This is a genomic window from Vibrio breoganii (assembly GCF_001677275.1).
GTDB classification, from domain to species: domain Bacteria; phylum Pseudomonadota; class Gammaproteobacteria; order Enterobacterales; family Vibrionaceae; genus Vibrio; species Vibrio breoganii.
Map to the genome: position 1 here is coordinate 2,095,799 of NZ_CP016177.1, position 17,815 is coordinate 2,113,613.

Annotated in this window: 15 protein-coding genes; 1 reads left to right on the forward strand and 14 read right to left on the reverse strand. The window is 45.2% G+C overall.

Translation table 11 applies throughout. From position 1 onward, the window contains the following. Nucleotides 1-3 precede the first annotated feature (3 nt). The 13 genes from lpxA to rpsB all read right to left on the reverse strand — a co-directional run bounded on the left by lpxA (nucleotide 4) and on the right by rpsB (nucleotide 13,027). A complete protein-coding gene (gene lpxA / locus A6E01_RS09665; RefSeq protein WP_017029214.1) occupies nucleotides 4-795 on the reverse strand; it encodes an acyl-ACP--UDP-N-acetylglucosamine O-acyltransferase in 792 nt (263 codons plus the stop codon). Between the two features lies 1 nt (nucleotide 796). Then, on the reverse strand, nucleotides 797-1,228 hold the full coding sequence (gene fabZ, locus A6E01_RS09670; protein ID WP_026012765.1) for a 3-hydroxyacyl-ACP dehydratase FabZ: 432 nt from the start codon (nucleotides 1,226-1,228) through the stop codon (nucleotides 797-799). A gap of 107 nt (nucleotides 1,229-1,335) precedes the next feature. Further along, the gene (gene lpxD, locus A6E01_RS09675) at nucleotides 1,336-2,355 is read right to left on the reverse strand and encodes a UDP-3-O-(3-hydroxymyristoyl)glucosamine N-acyltransferase (protein WP_017029211.1); all 1,020 of its coding nucleotides are present in this window, start codon (nucleotides 2,353-2,355) and stop codon (nucleotides 1,336-1,338) included. A gap of 6 nt (nucleotides 2,356-2,361) precedes the next feature. After that, complete coding sequence (locus A6E01_RS09680; RefSeq protein ID WP_017029210.1) at nucleotides 2,362-2,871, reverse strand: OmpH family outer membrane protein; 510 nt, start codon at nucleotides 2,869-2,871, stop codon at nucleotides 2,362-2,364. Between the two features lie 17 nt (nucleotides 2,872-2,888). Then, complete coding sequence (gene bamA / locus A6E01_RS09685) at nucleotides 2,889-5,327, reverse strand: outer membrane protein assembly factor BamA (RefSeq protein WP_017029209.1); 2,439 nt, start codon at nucleotides 5,325-5,327, stop codon at nucleotides 2,889-2,891. Nucleotides 5,328-5,373: 46 nt separating this feature from the next. Then, a complete protein-coding gene (gene rseP / locus A6E01_RS09690) occupies nucleotides 5,374-6,729 on the reverse strand; it encodes a sigma E protease regulator RseP (protein WP_065210139.1) in 1,356 nt (451 codons plus the stop codon). Nucleotides 6,730-6,740: 11 nt separating this feature from the next. Next, nucleotides 6,741-7,937 (reverse strand): 1-deoxy-D-xylulose-5-phosphate reductoisomerase, encoded by a 1,197-nt coding sequence (ispC, locus tag A6E01_RS09695; RefSeq protein ID WP_017029207.1) that lies wholly within the window; start codon nucleotides 7,935-7,937, stop codon nucleotides 6,741-6,743. A gap of 24 nt (nucleotides 7,938-7,961) precedes the next feature. Next, nucleotides 7,962-8,807 (reverse strand): phosphatidate cytidylyltransferase, encoded by an 846-nt coding sequence (locus A6E01_RS09700; protein WP_017029206.1) that lies wholly within the window; start codon nucleotides 8,805-8,807, stop codon nucleotides 7,962-7,964. 10 nt (nucleotides 8,808-8,817) lie between these two features. Continuing rightward, on the reverse strand, nucleotides 8,818-9,573 hold the full coding sequence (locus tag A6E01_RS09705) for an isoprenyl transferase (protein WP_065210140.1): 756 nt from the start codon (nucleotides 9,571-9,573) through the stop codon (nucleotides 8,818-8,820). Nucleotides 9,574-9,672: 99 nt separating this feature from the next. Then, the gene (frr, locus tag A6E01_RS09710) at nucleotides 9,673-10,230 is read right to left on the reverse strand and encodes a ribosome recycling factor (protein ID WP_017029204.1); all 558 of its coding nucleotides are present in this window, start codon (nucleotides 10,228-10,230) and stop codon (nucleotides 9,673-9,675) included. 57 nt (nucleotides 10,231-10,287) lie between these two features. Next, entirely contained in the window at nucleotides 10,288-11,019 is a 732-nt protein-coding gene (pyrH, locus tag A6E01_RS09715) for a UMP kinase (protein WP_017029203.1), read from the reverse strand. A 302-nt stretch (nucleotides 11,020-11,321) separates the two neighbouring features. Then, nucleotides 11,322-12,164 (reverse strand): translation elongation factor Ts, encoded by an 843-nt coding sequence (tsf, locus tag A6E01_RS09720; RefSeq protein ID WP_017029973.1) that lies wholly within the window; start codon nucleotides 12,162-12,164, stop codon nucleotides 11,322-11,324. A gap of 131 nt (nucleotides 12,165-12,295) precedes the next feature. Further along, complete coding sequence (gene rpsB / locus A6E01_RS09725) at nucleotides 12,296-13,027, reverse strand: 30S ribosomal protein S2 (RefSeq protein ID WP_038133582.1); 732 nt, start codon at nucleotides 13,025-13,027, stop codon at nucleotides 12,296-12,298. A 348-nt stretch (nucleotides 13,028-13,375) separates the two neighbouring features. On the opposite strand from rpsB, the gene map reads away from it, so the two are divergent. After that, entirely contained in the window at nucleotides 13,376-14,254 is an 879-nt protein-coding gene (gene map, locus A6E01_RS09730) for a type I methionyl aminopeptidase (protein ID WP_026026431.1), read from the forward strand. Nucleotides 14,255-14,606: 352 nt separating this feature from the next. Here map and A6E01_RS09735 read toward each other — a convergent pair whose 3' ends face one another. After that, a complete protein-coding gene (locus A6E01_RS09735; protein ID WP_065210141.1) occupies nucleotides 14,607-17,738 on the reverse strand; it encodes an HD domain-containing phosphohydrolase in 3,132 nt (1,043 codons plus the stop codon). Between the last annotated feature and the right edge of the window lie 77 nt (nucleotides 17,739-17,815).

The window sequence follows — 17,815 nt, forward strand, 5'->3', positions numbered from 1 at the left end:
AGATCAGCGAATGATGCCACGATTAACATCATTATTTAGATAGTCCATAAACTGCTTAACCGCTGGGTATTCCTCAGCTGATTTGGCAATTTCTTCTTTGGCTTCATCTAAGGTTAGACCTGAGCGATACAGTGTTTTGAACGCGCGACGCACAGCTAGAATATCTTGCTTCTCAAAGCCGCGGCGCTTCATGCCCTCAGAGTTGATACCGATTGGGCTACAGTGATTGCCCTGTGCCATTACAAATGGCGGGATATCTTGAGCAACGGTTGAGCCACCACCAACAAAGGCATGTGCACCTAGCGTACAGAACTGATGTACCGGAACTAAGGCGGTCAAGATAACATAATCTTGAACCTTCACGTGACCCGCTAGTGTGGCATTGTTACCCAAGATAACGTTGTCGCCAATCATGCAGTCATGTGCAATGTGTGCGTTTACACAAAATAGGTTATCACTACCTACTTGAGTAATGCCTTTATCTTGAATCGTGCCGCGATGCATTTGCACACTTTCACGAATCACATTGCGATCACCAACAATAAGTTGCGTGGCTTCGCCTTGATATTTTTTATCTTGGTTCTCTTCACCCAAAATAGCAAAAGAGAACACGCGGTTTCCATTGCCAATCTTGGTCAAACCTTTAATTACGACATGAGACATAATCTCGTTGTCTTCACCAATCTCTACATCGCCACTGATGTATGTAAACGGGCCTACCGTTGTGTTGGCACCAATTTTTACATTACCTTCAATAACTGCAGTAGGGTGAATTTTTGCAGTAGGATCAATCATATTAGAATTCTCGACGAGCACATTTCAGTTCTGCAGAACAAACAACCTCACCATCTACTTTAGCAACACCGTTGAACATCGCGATACCACGACGGTTTTTCAACAGTTCTACTTCGATGATCATTTGGTCACCAGGGCTAACAGGTTTACGGAACTTCGCTTGGTCAACACTAGCAAAGTAGTACAACTCATTTTCTTTTGGTTCACCAAAGGTCTTGAACGCAAGTAGGCCCGTTGCTTGAGCCATTGCTTCTAGGATAAGAACCCCCGGAAAAACAGGTAATTGAGGAAAGTGGCCTTGGAACTGAGGTTCGTTAAAGCTCACGTTTTTCAAACCAACTAGGTACTTACCTTCTTCAAAATCAGTTACTCGGTCAAGTAGTAGAAACGGGTAACGGTGTGGAAGAAGAGATTGGATCTCCATTATATCCATGGTCTTTTTTTCAGAAGTCAAAGTTCAGTTCCTTTAATGTAACGCTTTAATTTATTTGAGAATTATAGACTAAAAAGACCTGCTTATTGCAGGCCCTAATGCTAACTTTATTCGCCAAGCCTTTTTTCAATCTCGCCGAGGCGATTCAGCATGTCTTCTAGCCTATTTAGGCGAGCGACAGATTTGCGCCACTCCCTATTAGGTTGTGCCGGCATACCAGAGGAGTATACCCCTTTCTCAGTGATACTCTTAAGGATCATAGCTCGACCTGAGATCATTGTCCCATCGGCTATTTCCAAGTGTCCTGAGATGGCTGCGCCGCCACCAATAATACAATATTTGCCGATATGGGTACTACCACCAACGACAGTACCGCCAGCAATACAAGAACCGTAATCGATACGCACGTTGTGACCAATCTGAAGTTGGTTATCCAGAATCACATTACTTTCAATAATGGTGTCATCTAGGGCACCTCTATCAACGGTAGTGCTCGCACCAATCTCGACTCGATCGCCGATTTTTACCGAACCCACTTGCGGGATCTTAATCCACTCGCCACGTTCGTTTGCGTAACCAAAGCCATCAGCACCGATCACAGAGCTTGAGTGGAACACACAACGCTCACCGACTTCTACATGATGGTAGAGAGTTGCGTTCGCCCACAACCAAGTGCCTGCACCGATTTTAGCGTTTTTACCTACATAGGCGCCTGCGCCAATGCAGACGTTATCCCCAAGGACTGCGCCCGATTCTACAGTAGCATTTGGGCCCACTGAAACGTTGCTTCCTAGGGTTACGTCATCAGCAATAAATGCCGAGGCAGAGATCCCTACTGCAGGTACTTCAGCATTATTCAATGCTTGAGCCACCTTGGCATACGCCACATAAGGGTCGGCAACAACAAGAACATTACCAGCGCAATGCTCTCGTTCGCTTTCTTTAACCATGACCACTGACGCTTTACACTCTGGCAATTGCTTCTTGTAGCGAGGATTAGACAGGAAGGTAATTTGCCCCTCTACTGCTTTATCCATCGCTGCCACAGAAGAAACCGTAGCATCTGGGTCACCATACAGTGTGCCACCCGTGATTTGTTCAAGTTGTTTTAGCGTCAGTTTTGTCATAGTCGATTACTTTAGCTCGTCGATTACTTTTTGAGAAAGATCCAGTTCAGGTTTAGCGTATTGTAGAGCTTGTGCATCTACAACCATATCAATACCTTCACGCTCGGCAACAACACCGATTGCATCTTGGATAACTTTAAATAGTTTTTGCTTCTCTTGAGCTTCACGACGCTTGCCGTCACGCTCTAGAGCTTGACCCTTAAGCTTGTATTCTGCTTCAAGGCCTGCGATTTCGATTTGTAGCTTACGAACACCGTCGTCGCCTAACAGTTCACCGTCGCGACGAGCTTGATCCATCTTGCTCTTAATCTTTCCTTCGATTTCTTTTAGCTCAGCAGACTTGTCTTTGAACTCATCTTGAAGAGTCCTAAGAACAGCTTCACGCTGAGGAAGCTCTTGAAAGATCTGAGCGGTATTTACGTATGCAACCTTCTGCGCAGCTTCTGCCGCGTGCGCTACCAAAGATGTCGATAGGACTACAAGGCTTAGGCCAGCTGCTTTAATTAGTTTTTTCAAAATGTTTTCCTCAAAGATTAGAAGGTTCTACCAATTGTAAAGGTGAAGACCTCTTTATCGTCACCCTCATAAATTTCTATAGGCGTTGCCAACGAGAAGACCAATGGTCCCATCGGAGACATCCATTGCATTGCAGCACCAACGGAAGCGCGGAATGCAAACGGGTCTGAGTAGTCGTAGTAGTATTTAGAGCCCGGTAGGTTCTCATCAATAGCTACATCAGTAAACTCAGTATCCCACACACTTGCAATATCAAAGAAGACACTGGTACGAAGCTGGTTACGGAACTCATCGCCCGCAAACGGCGTCGGTACAATCAACTCAATACTACCCAGCATGGTTGCGTTACCACCCGCCGATTCGTCTGTTGCAGAGTAACATGGGTTGTTACCACCGCCATTGCCTGAACAACCCGTTGGGTCGTTATAAACGGCTTTTGGACCCGCTGAGTTAGAGCCAAAACCACGCAGCGTGGTGAAACCACCTGCATAGAAGTTCTCATAGAACGGGAACAGGTTGTCGTTACCGTCAGTCTTGCCATAGCCATTACCATAACCTAAGCGGCCACGTAGCAATAGTGCAAAGGTCTGCTTCTGGTTCAGTGGGAAGTACTGTCTCGCATCGTACTGAACTTTAAAGTATTGGGCATCCGAACCAGGAACCGTCATTTTACCCGTCAGGCGTTGGTGGTTACCTGAGGTCGGGAAAATACCACGGTTTAGATTATTACGCGTCCATGTCAGAGAAACATCAAAATCGTCTGTATCTAGCGTATTATTGAGTGCATCGTAGTTATCCCCTTGAGATTGAAGGAATTTTTCAATCTGTACGTATGGGTCAAGGTTGGACAAACTGTTGTGCGTATAACCAAGGCCTACTTCGAAGAAGTTCAATTCATCAAATGGGAAACCCCAAGTCAAAGAACCGCCGTAACTTTCGTTGGTATAGTCGACGATACCCGCTTCCGAAGCTTCAAATTTGTTGTAGAAGATCTTACCACCCAGACTCACACCATCGAGGTTCCAGTATGGGTCACGGTACTCTAAGCTGATGTTTTGTTGGTAGTCGTTCGTCATAGCGTTGATACCAACGCGATTACCTGTACCTAAGAAGTTGTCTTGTTGAAGACCAAGCTGGAAGCTGATACCCGACTCAGTACCGTAGCCGACACCAAAGTTAACACTACCTGAGTTCGCTTCTTTCACCGAGTACACCACGTCCACTTGGTCTGCGGTACCTGGTACTCGAACGGTCTGAACATCAACGGTTTCAAAGAAGCCCAAACGGTTCAAACGAGTCTTACCTGTTTCTAGGTTTCTCGAGTTCAGCCAGCTGCCTTCCATTTGACGCATCTCACGGCGCAGTACTTCGTCTTTGGTGATGTTGTTACCCACAAAACGAATGTCACGAACATAAATACGGTTACCCGCTTCTACATTCACCACTAGAGATACGGTATTGTTCTCATCATCAAATTCTGGGATGGTGCGCACGTTAGGATATGCGTAACCGGCTTCACCTAGCACTCGCTTAATTGACTCTTCCATTCCAGTAACAGCGCCGCCACTATAGACATCGCCTTTCTCAAATGGGTTCATCCCTTCAAATTCTTCACGCTTACCGATCAGCTCACCACGGACCTCGACGTCTTCAACCTTGTACTGCTCACCCTCATCTAAGAATAGAGTGATGTATACCCCTTTCTTATCCGGCGAGATAGCAACCTGGCTAGAGTCGACCTTAAACTTGAGGTAGCCCTGATCCAGATAGTAAGACTTCAGCGCTTCCAGATCACCGGCAAGCACTTGCTTCTGGTATTTATCATCAGCCATGAAGTTCCACCATGGCACGTTAACATTTAGGTTAAAGCGCGATAGAAGATCACTGTCTGAATAGACGGTATTACCGATGAAGTTAATCTGTTGGATCTTGGCTGAAACGCCCTCAGAGAAGACAAACTTCAAGTCAGCACGGTTACGAGGAAGAGGCGTTACAACGGCTTGTACAGACGCGTTGTATTTACCCACACTGTAGTAAAAGTCCTCAAGTCCCTTCTCTATGGTACTCAATGCAGTGCGGTCTAATGCCTCACCCACTTGAACACCTGATGAATTTAGGTTTTGTTGTAGTTGCTCTTCTTCAATGGCCTTGTTACCAGAGAATGACACGCTCGCAATAGTAGGGCGTTCTGTAACTCGAACCACCAACACATTGCCATCGCGCAACACCTTTACATCTTCATAGTTGCCAGAGCGGTATAAAGATTTAATGATGTCCGATACATCCTTTGAGCCGACATCATCGCCAACACGAACAGGCATCTCCAATAATGCAGCACCTAATGCAACGCGCTGCAAACCTTCGATTCTTATATCTTCAACTACAAAATTTTCTGCACCGTGAACAGCACTACTTCCAAGTAGTAACGCGGTAAGCAGGATACGTTTTAGCGACATATCGACTTCTAACTTCCTATAAAAATACGCTGTTAGTCCCGTTGGACTACAGTCGCATAAAATCGTTTAAAATTGCGATAGACATCAGTGCAAACACAATTGCGCCACCGACGCGGTACCCCATTTCTTGAATTTTCTCTGGTACCGGGCGACGAATCACCGCTTCGACCGCAAAAAACAACAGATGCCCGCCATCCAATATAGGCAATGGCACCAAGTTGATAATTCCTAGGTTAATACTTATTAAGGCTAAAAAGCCAAGAAAATAAGCTATACCATAATCTGCTGTCGCTCCAGCTCCCTTGGCTATAGATATTGGGCCACTCAGATTGTTCAATCCTACGTCACCCACGACTAATTTTTTCAACATGCTCAGCGTTAGAGAGATCACCTGCTTAGTTTTCTCAATCGCTTTGCCGACAGACTCTACAGGGCCAAACCTCAGGTCAAATCGATACTCTTTAGGCCATTCACCCACTTCAGGCGATACGCCCGCAAAGCCCATATCACCCTCTCGAGTCTCTCGTACGCCCGGAGTAAGAGTGATGGGTACTGTCATACCATCGCGATTAACCTCTAACTGCAATGGTAGGCCGGGATTATCGCGGATATGAGAGGCAAAGTCTTGCCACTCGCTCACAGAGTTACCATTCACTGATAAAACCGTGTCCCCAACCTTAAGGCCTGCCTCATCGGCTGCTCCGCCCTCTTGCACGTGAGCAAACGTCAGGAAAATCTCAGGAGAATAAGGCCTAAAACCTAACGTGCCCATGGCGGACTCTTTCTCTGGATCGAAGTTCCAGCCGTTAAGGTCAACAACAAAGGTCTGCTCTTGGCCGACTTCCTCTGGCGAAGTCACCGTTACCGTCATTTGATCATCGCCAATACGCGAAATCAAACGCATGTTAACTGATTCCCAGTCCGCGGTTTTGACGCCATCGATGGACTTAAGTTCCATGCCTTGCTGAATTCCAGCTTGAGCAACAATAGAATTGGGAGTTACCTCACCAATTACTGGCTTAACTGCTGGAATACCAATTAGGAATACGAGCCAATAGGCCAAGACAGCAAAAAGGAAGTTAGCAAGAGGTCCAGCAGCAACAATAGCGCTTCGCTGCCACAGCTTCTTTTTATCAAAGGCTTGATTTTGTTCATGCTCGGCAACGTCTTCTACACGCCCATCAAGCATCTTGACGTAGCCACCCAGAGGAATCACAGAAATAGAATACTCGGTTCCCGTCTTACCTATCTTTTTCCAGATAGATTTACCAAAACCGATAGAAAATTTATGAACCTTAACCCCACATTTACGGGCAACCCAAAAATGGCCATATTCATGAACTGCGACCAAAATGCCCAGCGCAACAATAAATGAAGCAAAATTCCATAATATGGAGGTCATTACGTCTATCCTTAACCCAGTTGCTCGCGAGCGAGAATGCGCGCCATTCTATCTAGCTCTATCAAGCTTTCCAAGCTATCCAATTGGTTGGCTTGCTCAGTTGCACAAACCTTGTTCATTACAGCACTATTTATTCGCGCAATATCAGTAAATGCTATCTTGTGTTGCAAAAACGCGTCCACTGCGACTTCATTTGCCGCATTCAGCGCCGTTGTCGCGTGTTGCCCACTATAACAAGCTTCAATTGCCAGTTCCAAGCACGGATATCTAGCAAAATCTGGTTTGATAAAGGTCAACTCTCCCATCTCAGTGAAGTCTAAGGGCTTAACACCCGCTTCTACGCGCTGTGGATAAGAAAGCGTCAAGGCTATTGGCGTACACATATCGGGCTCGCCCATCTGTGCAAGTGTCGAGCCGTCGGTGTACTGCACCATTGAATGAATCACAGATTGAGGATGAATAACCACTTGCAGATGATCTTTATTGGCATTAAACAACCAGCGAGCCTCTATATATTCTAGGCCTTTATTCATCATGCTGGCCGAGTCTACAGAGATCTTTGGGCCCATAGACCAGTTGGGATGGGCAATAGCTTGCTCTGGCGTTACCGAGGCTAAGCTATCTATATCACTGTAGCGAAATGGCCCACCCGATCCTGTTAATAAGATCTTATGCACACCGGCATCATCAAGAGCGCAGTGGCCGAGGTTAGTTTGAATGCTCTGAGGTAGACATTGAAAGATAGCGTTGTGTTCACTATCCACAGGCATAAGTTCAGCGCCATGTTCTTTCACTGCATCAACAAATAGCTGACCGGACATTACAAGCGCTTCTTTATTAGCCAATAGCACGCGCTTACCCGCCTTCACCGCCGCCATTGTAGACAACAGGCCTGCAGCACCAACAATTGCCGCCATGACCATATTAACTTCAGGTAGCGAGGCAATATGGCAAAGCCCTTCTTCTCCTGCTAGAACCTCAGTTTTACAGCCCGCTACTGCTAACTCTTTTTGTAAGATTAAAGCGGCCGCTTTATCCGCCATTGCGACATATTTAGGCTGCCATTGTTGGCACAGAGTAAACATTTGAGCATGGTTACTACCCGCACCAAGAGCAAACACACGGTATCGCAAAGGGTTCTGTGCGATAACCTTAAGGGTGCTGCTACCAATTGAACCGGTAGCACCTAGAATAGTGATATTTTTCATGCTAATTGACCAATCAAGTGCCGTTTACTGCAACATGAAATAAAGAACGGTAAATACCGGGAACGCTGCGGTTAGGCTATCGATGCGATCTAATACGCCACCATGACCTGGAATGATATTACTGCTGTCTTTGATGCCGGCGACACGCTTAAACATACTCTCAACGAGGTCACCCAATACCGAAATAACTACAGTGACAAGGGTCAGCAGCATCATTAACCACGGGGTAGAAAACTCTAGACCAAACCAAATGGTCAGTCCCCAGCCAATCAACATAGCCACGATAATGCCGCCAATCAGCCCCTCAATGGTCTTATTCGGGCTCACACTTGGTGCCATTTTATGTTTGCCAAACTTGCGGCCAGCAAAATAAGCACCGCTGTCTGCAGCCCATACGAGAGCACACACATACATAACTAGCTTGGCACCATAGTAAAAATCGGTGTCAATATCGATAGCACGCAGTGCTGCGATACTCCAGAAGAAAGGCACTAAGGTCAGTACGCCAAACACGAAACGCAATAAGTGGGAGTCTTTCCAAGAAGCCGTATATTTAGGATGAGTAATGGCCAGAGCACTAGCGATAAGCCACCAAATGGCGCCGCCCACTACGACGACAAGTAATGCACCGGTCAATTCGGATAGTTTGAGTACGCTCTCTGGGATAAACAGAAAAGGGATAAGAAAGGAGGCAAAAAGCAGTACCATTTTTTGAGCTCGAGTGCCCATCTCGACAAACTGGGTCCACTCCCACAATCCGAGTAGGGTGATAAAACCAAGCATGAGCATAAAGCCCGATAGCGGCAACATGAACACCCCAAGGATGACTAGAGGGGCTAGAATCAGTGCCGTAATAATGCGTTGCTTCAAGGCGACTTCCTTATTTATTGTCCATTAATGCTTTGATCTGATCTCCAGTACAGCCAAATCGACGTTCGCGATTGACATACCAAGAGATAGCTTCGGCTAAGCCGTCTTCGTCAAAGTCTGGCCAGTGCTTTTCGCAGAAATAAAACTCTGCATAAGCCACTTGCCATAGTAAAAAGTTACTTAGGCGCGATTCACCGCTAGTACGAATCAAGAGATCGACCTCAGGTAAATCGGCTAGGCACACTTCTTGTGAAATCAGTTGCTCAGTAATATCCGCTGGCTGAATCTCACCACGCAATGCCTTCTCAGCAATACGTTTCGTGGCCTGTGTGATATCCCATTTACCACCATAGTTGGCAGCAACATTGATCACCAAACCTGTATTATCTTGTGTCAGCTCTTCAGCTTCCGCTATTTTTTTCTGTAAACGAGAGTTGAAGCCACTTTTGTCACCAATAATCCTCAGTTTAAGATCGTTTTTATGCAAACGCTTCACTTCAGTGGTTAACAAAGTAATAAACAGTTCCATTAGAAGACTGACTTCTTCTTCTGGACGGCGCCAATTCTCACTGCTAAATGCAAACAAGGTTACTGACTTAACGCCAAGTTTTGCCGCAGCAGTAATCGTTTTACGAACTGCACTCACTCCTTTCTTGTGGCCATAAACTCTTGGCTTGCCACGTAATTTTGCCCAGCGTCCATTACCATCCATGATGATAGCGATGTGTTGAGGAAGAGTACTTGATGTTACAGGTATGTCAGACATAAAAGGATTAGGTACATTTAACAGGAGGGAGATAATAGCAGAAAAAAACGCTGCACTGTAGGGTGCAGCGTTTGAGCAGTCAATCGATAACCAGTTTAATTAAACTTCCATCAATTCTTTTTCTTTTGATGCTAGGACATCATCAACGTTCTTAACAGCAATATCAGTCAGCTTTTGAATCTCGTCTTGTGCTTTACGATCTTCATCTTCAGAGATCTCTTTGTCTTTAAGAAGAGATTTAAAGTCGCTGTTGGCGTCACGACGGATGTTACGAATAGCGACGCGAGCGCCTTCAGCTTCTCCACGAACGATCTTAACTAGGTCTTTACGACGCTCTTCTGTCAACGGTGGAAGTGGTACACGGATAACCGTACCCGCAGACATTGGGTTTAGACCTAGGTCAGATTGCATGATTGCTTTCTCAACCTTAGGTGCAAGCTCTCTGTCAAATACAGTGATTGCTAGAGTACGTGCATCTTCAGCAACAACGTTTGCTACTTGGTTAAGAGGCGTTGGAGCACCGTAATACTCAACTGAAAGACCAGAGAGAAGGCTTGGGTGAGCACGACCTGTACGCACCTTTGAAAGAGTGTTCTTTAGCGCTTCAACGCTTTTTTCCATGCGCTGTTGCGCGTCTTGTTTGATTTCGTTAATCACGATTTCACCTTTGAAATTGTCGGGGTCTAATGACCTAACTAAATTATGCTTGGGCGATTATTCAGCGTTGCTGATAAGAGTACCTTCAGCTTCACCCATCACCACGCGACGTAGTGCGCCTGGCTTGTTCATATTAAATACGCGAATTGGCATGTTGTGGTCGCGTGCCAATGTGAACGCAGCTAGATCCATAACCTTAAGCTCTTTATCTAGTACTTCATTGTACGATAACTTGCTGTAAAGTTCAGCGTCTGGGTTCGTTGCAGGGTCAGCATTGTATACACCGTCAACTTTTGTTGCTTTTAGTACTAGATCCGCTTCGATCTCGATACCACGAAGACAAGCAGCAGAGTCTGTTGTGAAGAATGGGTTACCCGTTCCTGCAGAGAAGATAACTACACGACCTTGGCGAAGCTCACGGATAGCGTCAGCCCAGTTGTAATCGTCACACACGCCTTTAAGCTGAATCGCTGACATTACGCGAGCATTCACGTATGCACGGTGCAGTGCATCACGCATAGCTAGGCCATTCATCACTGTTGCTAGCATACCCATGTGGTCGCCAACTACGCGGTTCATGCCCGCTTCTGCAAGGCCAGCACCGCGGAACAAGTTACCACCACCAATAACTACACCAACTTCTACACCTAGTTCAACTAACTCTTTCACTTCCTGAGCCATACGCTCTAGGATCGTTGGGTCGATACCAAAGCCTTCTTCGCCTTGAAGAGCCTCACCACTCAGTTTTAACAGGATACGCTGATATGCTGGTTTAGGATTTGTCGTCATGAAGTATACCTTCTAAAAGAGTTATCGATTAACAGTTGAGGATGGAGACTCAGAAAACAGCTATCAGCTATCAGCTATCAGCTATCAGCTGCAAGCTACAAGCTACAAGCTACAAGCTACAAGCTACAAGCTGAAGACTAGAAGCTAGAAGCTAGAAGCTCGAAGCTCGAAGCTCGAAGCTCGAAGCTCGAAGCTCGAAGCTAATTATAAGTCACTATTCTCAACGGCTAAACTTAAGTATTTATTCGTAAAAAGACCGTAGCAATTGCCACGGTCTTTTTGGTATTCATTAAGGCTAATGATTAACCTTTTTGAACTGCAGCTACTTCATCAGCAAAGCTCATTTCTGCCGCTTTTTCGATGCCTTCGCCAACTTCTAGACGAACAAAGTCAGTTACTTCTGCGCCACGCTCTTTAAGAACTTCACCAACAGATTTCTTTGGTTCCATTACGAACGCTTGACCAGTTAGAGAGATTTCGCCAGTGAATTTCTTCATACGGCCAACAACCATCTTCTCTGCGATCTCAGCAGGTTTGCCTTCGTTCATAGCGATTTCAACTTGAACCGCTTTTTCTTTCTCAACTACTTCAGCAGGTACGTCTGAAGGGTTAAGGAAGTCTGGACGAGAAGCAGCAACGTGCATAGCAACGTGCTTAAGTACTTCTGCGTCGCCAGAACCAGCAACAACAACACCGATTTTCTCACCGTGACGGTAAGAAGCGATTTCAGCACCTTCAACGTACTGTACGCGACGGATGTTGATGTTTTCACCGATTTTAGCAACTAGTGCAATACGAACTTCTTCGAATTGTGCTTGTAGCTCTTCAACAGAAGCTTTTGATGCTAGAGCAGCGTCAGCTACTTCGTTAGCAAATCCAGTGAAGTTTGCATCTTTAGCAACGAAGTCAGTTTGGCAGTTAACTTCAAGAAGAACAGCAACGCCGTTTGCATCTTTAACAATGATCGCGCCTTCAGCAGCTACGTTGCCTGCTTTCTTAGCAGCTTTAGCAGCGCCAGATTTACGCATGTTTTCAATTGCTAGTTCGATGTCACCGTCAGTAGCAGTAAGAGCTTTCTTACAGTCCATCATACCTGCGCCAGTGCGGTCGCGCAGTTCTTTTACTAGAGCAGCAGTTACAGCCATTCTCTAATCCTCAAGTTGATTCAAAAGGTAAAATTCAGGGGCCTAAATTGGGGCCCCTGATGCATACTAGCACTTAGTTTATCTGCTGTTCGGTTTCCCGGCAAACAACTAAGTGTGACTTGGAGCTGCTATTACTCAGCTTCTTCTACGAAACCGTCTTTGTCAGCAGCAGTAGCAACGTCTTTGTTACGACCTTCAGTCACAGATAGTGCTGCAGCGTTTAGGTAAAGTTGTACCGCGCGGATTGCATCGTCGTTACCAGGGATGATGTAATCAACACCGTCTGGGTCAGAGTTAGTATCTACAACAGCGTATACAGGGATACCTAGGTTGTTCGCTTCTTTAACTGCGATGTGCTCGTGATCAGCGTCGATTACGAATAGAGCGTCTGGTAGGCCGCCCATATCTTTGATACCACCAAGAGATTTCTCTAGCTTCTCCATTTCGCGAGTACGCATTAGAGCTTCTTTCTTAGTTAGTTTCTCAAAAGTACCGTCTTGAGCTTGAGCTTCAAGTTCTTTTAGACGCTTGATAGACTGACGAACAGTTTTGTAGTTTGTTAGCATACCGCCTAACCAGCGGTTGTTAACGTAGAATTGGTTGCTTGCGATAGCAGCTTCTTTAACAGCTTCAGATGCAGCGCGTTTAGTACCAACAAAAAGAACTTTACCTTTTTTCTCGCCAACTTTAGCAAGCTCAGTTAGAGCTTCGTTGAACATAGGAACAGTTTTTTCTAGGTTGATGATATGAACTTTGTTACGAGCACCAAAGATGAATGGCTTCATTTTTGGGTTCCAGTAACGAGTCTGGTGACCGAAGTGAACACCAGCTTTTAGCATATCGCGCATTGATACAGTTGCCATTTTAAAATCCTCTAAATTGGGGTTAGGCCTCCACATTCCCCATGGTCTCGACTCCCTCTGTTTGCAATCGCAAACCGGAGCACCCCGAAACATGTGACGAAATGTGTGTGATTTAAGTAAATTAAGTTAGTGACATAGAAAAACACCTCGCCCTATTCAAAATAGGAAGACAATGGAATCTATCTCGGCGCGGTTTATACCATATTTTTGGGCTCGATTACCAGAAATATCACGTTTATTTCACTTAAGAGACGAAAGGCGTCCCTACTTGAGTTTTATTTTCATTTGCGAGTGTGCCCAGTGTTGTTAGAATAAAGGCAATTGAAGCAAGAGTTAACTGAGTACAGCATGTCGATAAAAATCAAAACTGAAGCAGAAATCGAGAAAATGCGCGTTGCCGGCAAATTAGCAGCCGACGTTTTAGAGATGATAGCCCCACACGTGAAAGAAGGGGTATCTACTGAAGAACTGAACAAAATCTGTCACGAATTTACCCTAGAAAACGGTGCGTATTCTGCTCCGCTTGATTATCACGGGTTCCCTAAGTCTATCTGTACTTCAATCAACCATATCGTATGTCATGGTATTCCTGCATCAGAAGACGCGGTGGGCAGCAACGGCCAAAAGAAACCGGCTGTACTGAAAAGCGGTGACATCGTTAATATCGATATTACGGTGATTATTCCGAACGATGAAAACGCCGACCTTAGCACCCGCCCTGAAGGCTACCACGGTGATACCTCTAAGATGTTCTTGATTGGCGATGTAGACCCAAGTGATAAGCGTCTTTGTATGGTGGCTCAAGAAGCACTTTACCTAGGGATGAAACAGGTTAAGCCTGGTGCGACTGTAGGCGAAATCGGTACGGTTATTGAAAAGTACATCAAAGAGAACAACAAAAAGAACCCACGCAACAAGTTCTCTATAGTTAAAGATTTCTGTGGTCACGGTATTGGCAATGAATTCCACGAAGAGCCACAAGTGGTGCACTATAAAAACTTCGACCGCCGCGTACTAAAAGAAGGTATGTGTTTTACCATCGAGCCAATGATTAACGCTGGCAAGTTCGGCTGTAGTATCGATGCCAATGATGATTGGACGGTTTACACGGGCGACGGCAAAAACTCAGCTCAGTGGGAACACACTATCGTAGTAACTAAAGATGGTTGTGAAGTGCTGACCCTTCGTAACGAAGAGTCCATCCCTCGATTGATGGTGAACAGTTAAGAGAAATGAGCCAGCGTAATGCTGGCTTTTTTGTGCTTGGAAAAATTCTGACCGACCTTAGAGAATGAGATTATCCTGTTCAGCTTTAAGCTGTCAGCTATCAGCTTTCAGTTCAAGTGCCAACTCACCGTCACCTCCAATGCTAGCTAACCGTCATCCCCCGAGTGCTGATCAACCGTCATCCCCGAGCGCTTTTCTGGGCCAGCACTCTGGTCGGGGGATCTAAAGCGCACAAGCCATAGATTGCCGATAAGAGACTTCGGCAATGACGTGTTTTACTACCCTAGAGGGTTGTAAAACGATTGTTCTAAGTCATCGAGTGCATTTAACAAGGCTCTCTCACTATAAACTTCTAAACCCAGTATTCTGTTATATCAACCTCATCTATCTGCTCAGGGGCTAGGTAACGCTTAGCGTACTCAAGATACGTTCCGCTGCTCAAGAACAGGCGATATGTCTCTTTGTCTAGGTGCTCATCTTGCACCATGAATTTCATAATTCTCAAAGACTCACTGAGGGTCTTAGCGCTCTTGTAGGGTCTATCTGCGGCGGTCAGCGCTTCAAATACATCCGCCAACGCCATAATGCGCTCTGGGATGCTCAACTCCTCTCCCTTCAACTGTCTTGGATAGCCCGTACCCTTCATGGTTTCATGGTGAGTTGACGCGTAGCGTGGCACCTTAGATAAATCATCAGGGAATGGCATGCGCTCCAGCATTTTGATAGTACTGATAATATGCTCATTGATCTTAAATCTATCTTCAGCGGTTAGCGTGCCTTTGCGAATGATTAGATTGTAGACCTCCCCTCTGTTCGCGAGGTACTCAGGCACCTCCATCTTTATTTCAAAGCTTGGGTCATACTCAATCTTCGATGGATGTTTGTAGAGATGCTCAGCTTTATCTGCCAGCAAGGACTCAACGGCAGGAGTTACTGAGCGAATACCTCGAGACTCCAGACGTCGTTGCTCTTCTGGGGATAAGCCTAGCTGGTCATCTAAGTAGCGAGTCCAGGTGCGTTTCGCAATTTGTTCAATTCGCTCTACCGCCTCATCGTCCATGAATTCGCCCCCCACATTGGCATTGGCAACCTCAGCAAACTCTTGCTTTAACAGCTCAATGTCCCCTTGAAGAGCACTATCCTGCTCAGGTTGTAATGTTGGAGCCTGCTGCTGATAAAAAGCAATGATCTGATCTCTAATCATCACCTCAAATCGAGTACGAACCTCATGGATACGATTGTAATTCGCCTCAAGCTTTGAGCCCTTGTCAACAATGTGCTCTGGGGTCGTGATCTTGCCACAATCATGCAACCAAGCGGCAATCCTAAACTCACGCCTTTGCGCATCGCTTTCAAAACCAAACTCAGCAAAGGAACCATCACTCGATTTTTCGGCCTGATCAACCAGCATAATGGCTAGCTCTGGCACCCGATTACAGTGCCCTGCAGTGTACGGTGACTTGTCATCGATGGCTTGTGCAATGAGCTTGATAAAGGAATCAACAAACTCCTGCTGCTGCTTTTCATAGACCGAAAGCTCATTAGCTGTAGTCTCAATCGATCGTGAGAGTTGATAGATCTCTTTTATCCGAGATGGCACGCCATCCACATCTGAATAGCGACGCTCTCGCACCTTCTTTGTCTCTTCAATCAAGGCTTGAATAGGACTGACAATAGGCTTTGAAAATACTCTCGATAGGGGGATAAGTAGGGTTAACAGTGCGGCAGAACCTAAAGTAGACGCAACAACATTACTCAATGCAGCATCCAATAAAGATTCAGAAGGAACCGTAATGCTAAAATATTCAGTACCGCGTTCAAATAGGTCAATTTGTTCTATGTAAGTGAAATAACTCTCTCCATCCACCTCAAACGTCAGTAACTGGTCGCGCAGACTTTCATCCTTAGTGGCATCAATTAAGAATTCATACGGAACAACACCACTTGGGCTGCCTTTAGAAAACCACTTGGTCTCGAGAAAACGAATCTCTTCTGGTGTGAAACTCGCGATAGCTTGATTTATGATGTCGCCCATCTGGGAGTCAATATTCTCAATCGCCATATGAAAGGTATTGGTCGAATGAAGATCTTGCTTAGCGTCGACAACGTTGACCGTCAATCCATCAAAGAAATGCTGCTCTATGGTGCTCTCAAGAATTACATTTAGGTCCATTACTGCATCAAGATCGCCACTATAAAGAGAGAGCAATCCAGCATAAAGATCATCTAGCTCAACGATTTGAACTTCAGGGTGGCTCACCCTTATCTCTTCAATGATTGACCAGCCTTTCAAAATGCCCAGTTTTTTCCCAAGCAATTGTTCAAGTCCGCCATAGCCGTTTCCTGAAGTGGCTAATCCAAAATCAAATCTAGCTAAGGGGGCACTCAACGCACCAAAAGATCTATTTGTGGCATTGTTCGCAACCGGATAAAGAATATCAACATCACCTTGCTTATACTCTTCAACAAGTTCAGCCCAACTAACACCATTGATGAACTTAAGGCGGATACCGGTTTTAAGGCCAATAATTCGCATCTTATCAACGAAATATCCTGCGGGTTTTCCGCGCACAGCAAAATCTAGAGGAGGCCAATTGGTTTGGTTTGATACCTCAATGTTTCCAATAGAGGCAATCAGGCTTTGCTGGTCTTTTGTTAAACTTAAAGGAGTGACATCAGGTAGCGAAATAAGTTTATTGTCATTGGAAGATGCCTTGAGTGCACCCGTTTCATCGTAAACATAAAATTCTGCGGGTAGCTTAGTTATTGCGTGTCCCAAGCGACCTTTTATTTTATTCGATAGTGTCTCAGATATGACATCCATCCCAAGCACACTGCCAAATACTGAATCGTCGATTTTTGAAGCATACGTTTGACCACTAACTTGAACATTGTGGAATAAATAAGGCTCTGTTTTAAAAAGATTCGAATTTTGCGCACCCACAAACCAAGGTCTTTGAACTGCATTATATTTACTTTCTACCGAAACCTTATCTCGTAGTTGAAATGAGTGGTCAAAAAACGAGGTTGTCTTTATGTTTTTTTGCCCTTGTCTAATTATTTCAACCAATACCCAACGATCCGATGATTCAGCACCTAGATCTTCTCTAATTTCCTCTAAAGAATTCAAATTGATGAGTTGATAAAAGTGGCCATCTGCCCTTGCTATATACAAACTATAAAATATCGGATCTCCTCTCATCAATTGAGCAAAGGCCGTTCTCGCCAGCAAGTTTTCATCGAACTGTTCAAAATCTTGTCCGAGGCCCGACAGTAATAAAGTCAAATTACTAAAGACCCTATCGACATTTTTCACTTCTTTGGTGATGAGGCTAGAGATATTTTGGTACTTCTGTAGTGCGCTTTGCAATGCTTGCTGTTTACTAAAGTAATACTGCAAACCAATCGCAACAGAGGCAGTGAGACAAGTAGTGAGGATAAAGAGACTGATCACTGTCAGCTTTATCGAATAACGCCTTTTCATTTTATCCTCTGATACAAAAATCCTTTCCTCATAGATTAGAACAACATTCCCTAAAGTGTCTGAAAATATTGGTTTTT

Bases quoted from the DNA above. Each gene is read 5' to 3' on its own strand.
- rpsB (WP_038133582.1), bottom strand. From the start codon at position 13,027: ATGGCAACTGTATCAATGCGCGATATGCTAAAAGCTGGTGTTCACTTC.
- ispC (WP_017029207.1), bottom strand. From the start codon at position 7,937: ATGAAAAATATCACTATTCTAGGTGCTACCGGTTCAATTGGTAGCAGC.
- pyrH (WP_017029203.1), bottom strand. From the start codon at position 11,019: ATGACGACAAATCCTAAACCAGCATATCAGCGTATCCTGTTAAAACTG.
- bamA (WP_017029209.1), bottom strand. From the start codon at position 5,327: ATGTCGCTAAAACGTATCCTGCTTACCGCGTTACTACTTGGAAGTAGT.
- A6E01_RS09705 (WP_065210140.1), bottom strand. From the start codon at position 9,573: ATGTCTGACATACCTGTAACATCAAGTACTCTTCCTCAACACATCGCT.
- A6E01_RS09735 (WP_065210141.1), bottom strand. From the start codon at position 17,738: ATGAAAAGGCGTTATTCGATAAAGCTGACAGTGATCAGTCTCTTTATC.
- rseP (WP_065210139.1), bottom strand. From the start codon at position 6,729: ATGACCTCCATATTATGGAATTTTGCTTCATTTATTGTTGCGCTGGGC.
- tsf (WP_017029973.1), bottom strand. From the start codon at position 12,164: ATGGCTGTAACTGCTGCTCTAGTAAAAGAACTGCGCGACCGCACTGGC.
- lpxA (WP_017029214.1), bottom strand. From the start codon at position 795: ATGATTGATCCTACTGCAAAAATTCACCCTACTGCAGTTATTGAAGGT.
- lpxD (WP_017029211.1), bottom strand. From the start codon at position 2,355: ATGACAAAACTGACGCTAAAACAACTTGAACAAATCACGGGTGGCACA.
- map (WP_026026431.1), top strand. From the start codon at position 13,376: ATGTCGATAAAAATCAAAACTGAAGCAGAAATCGAGAAAATGCGCGTT.
- fabZ (WP_026012765.1), bottom strand. From the start codon at position 1,228: ATGGATATAATGGAGATCCAATCTCTTCTTCCACACCGTTACCCGTTT.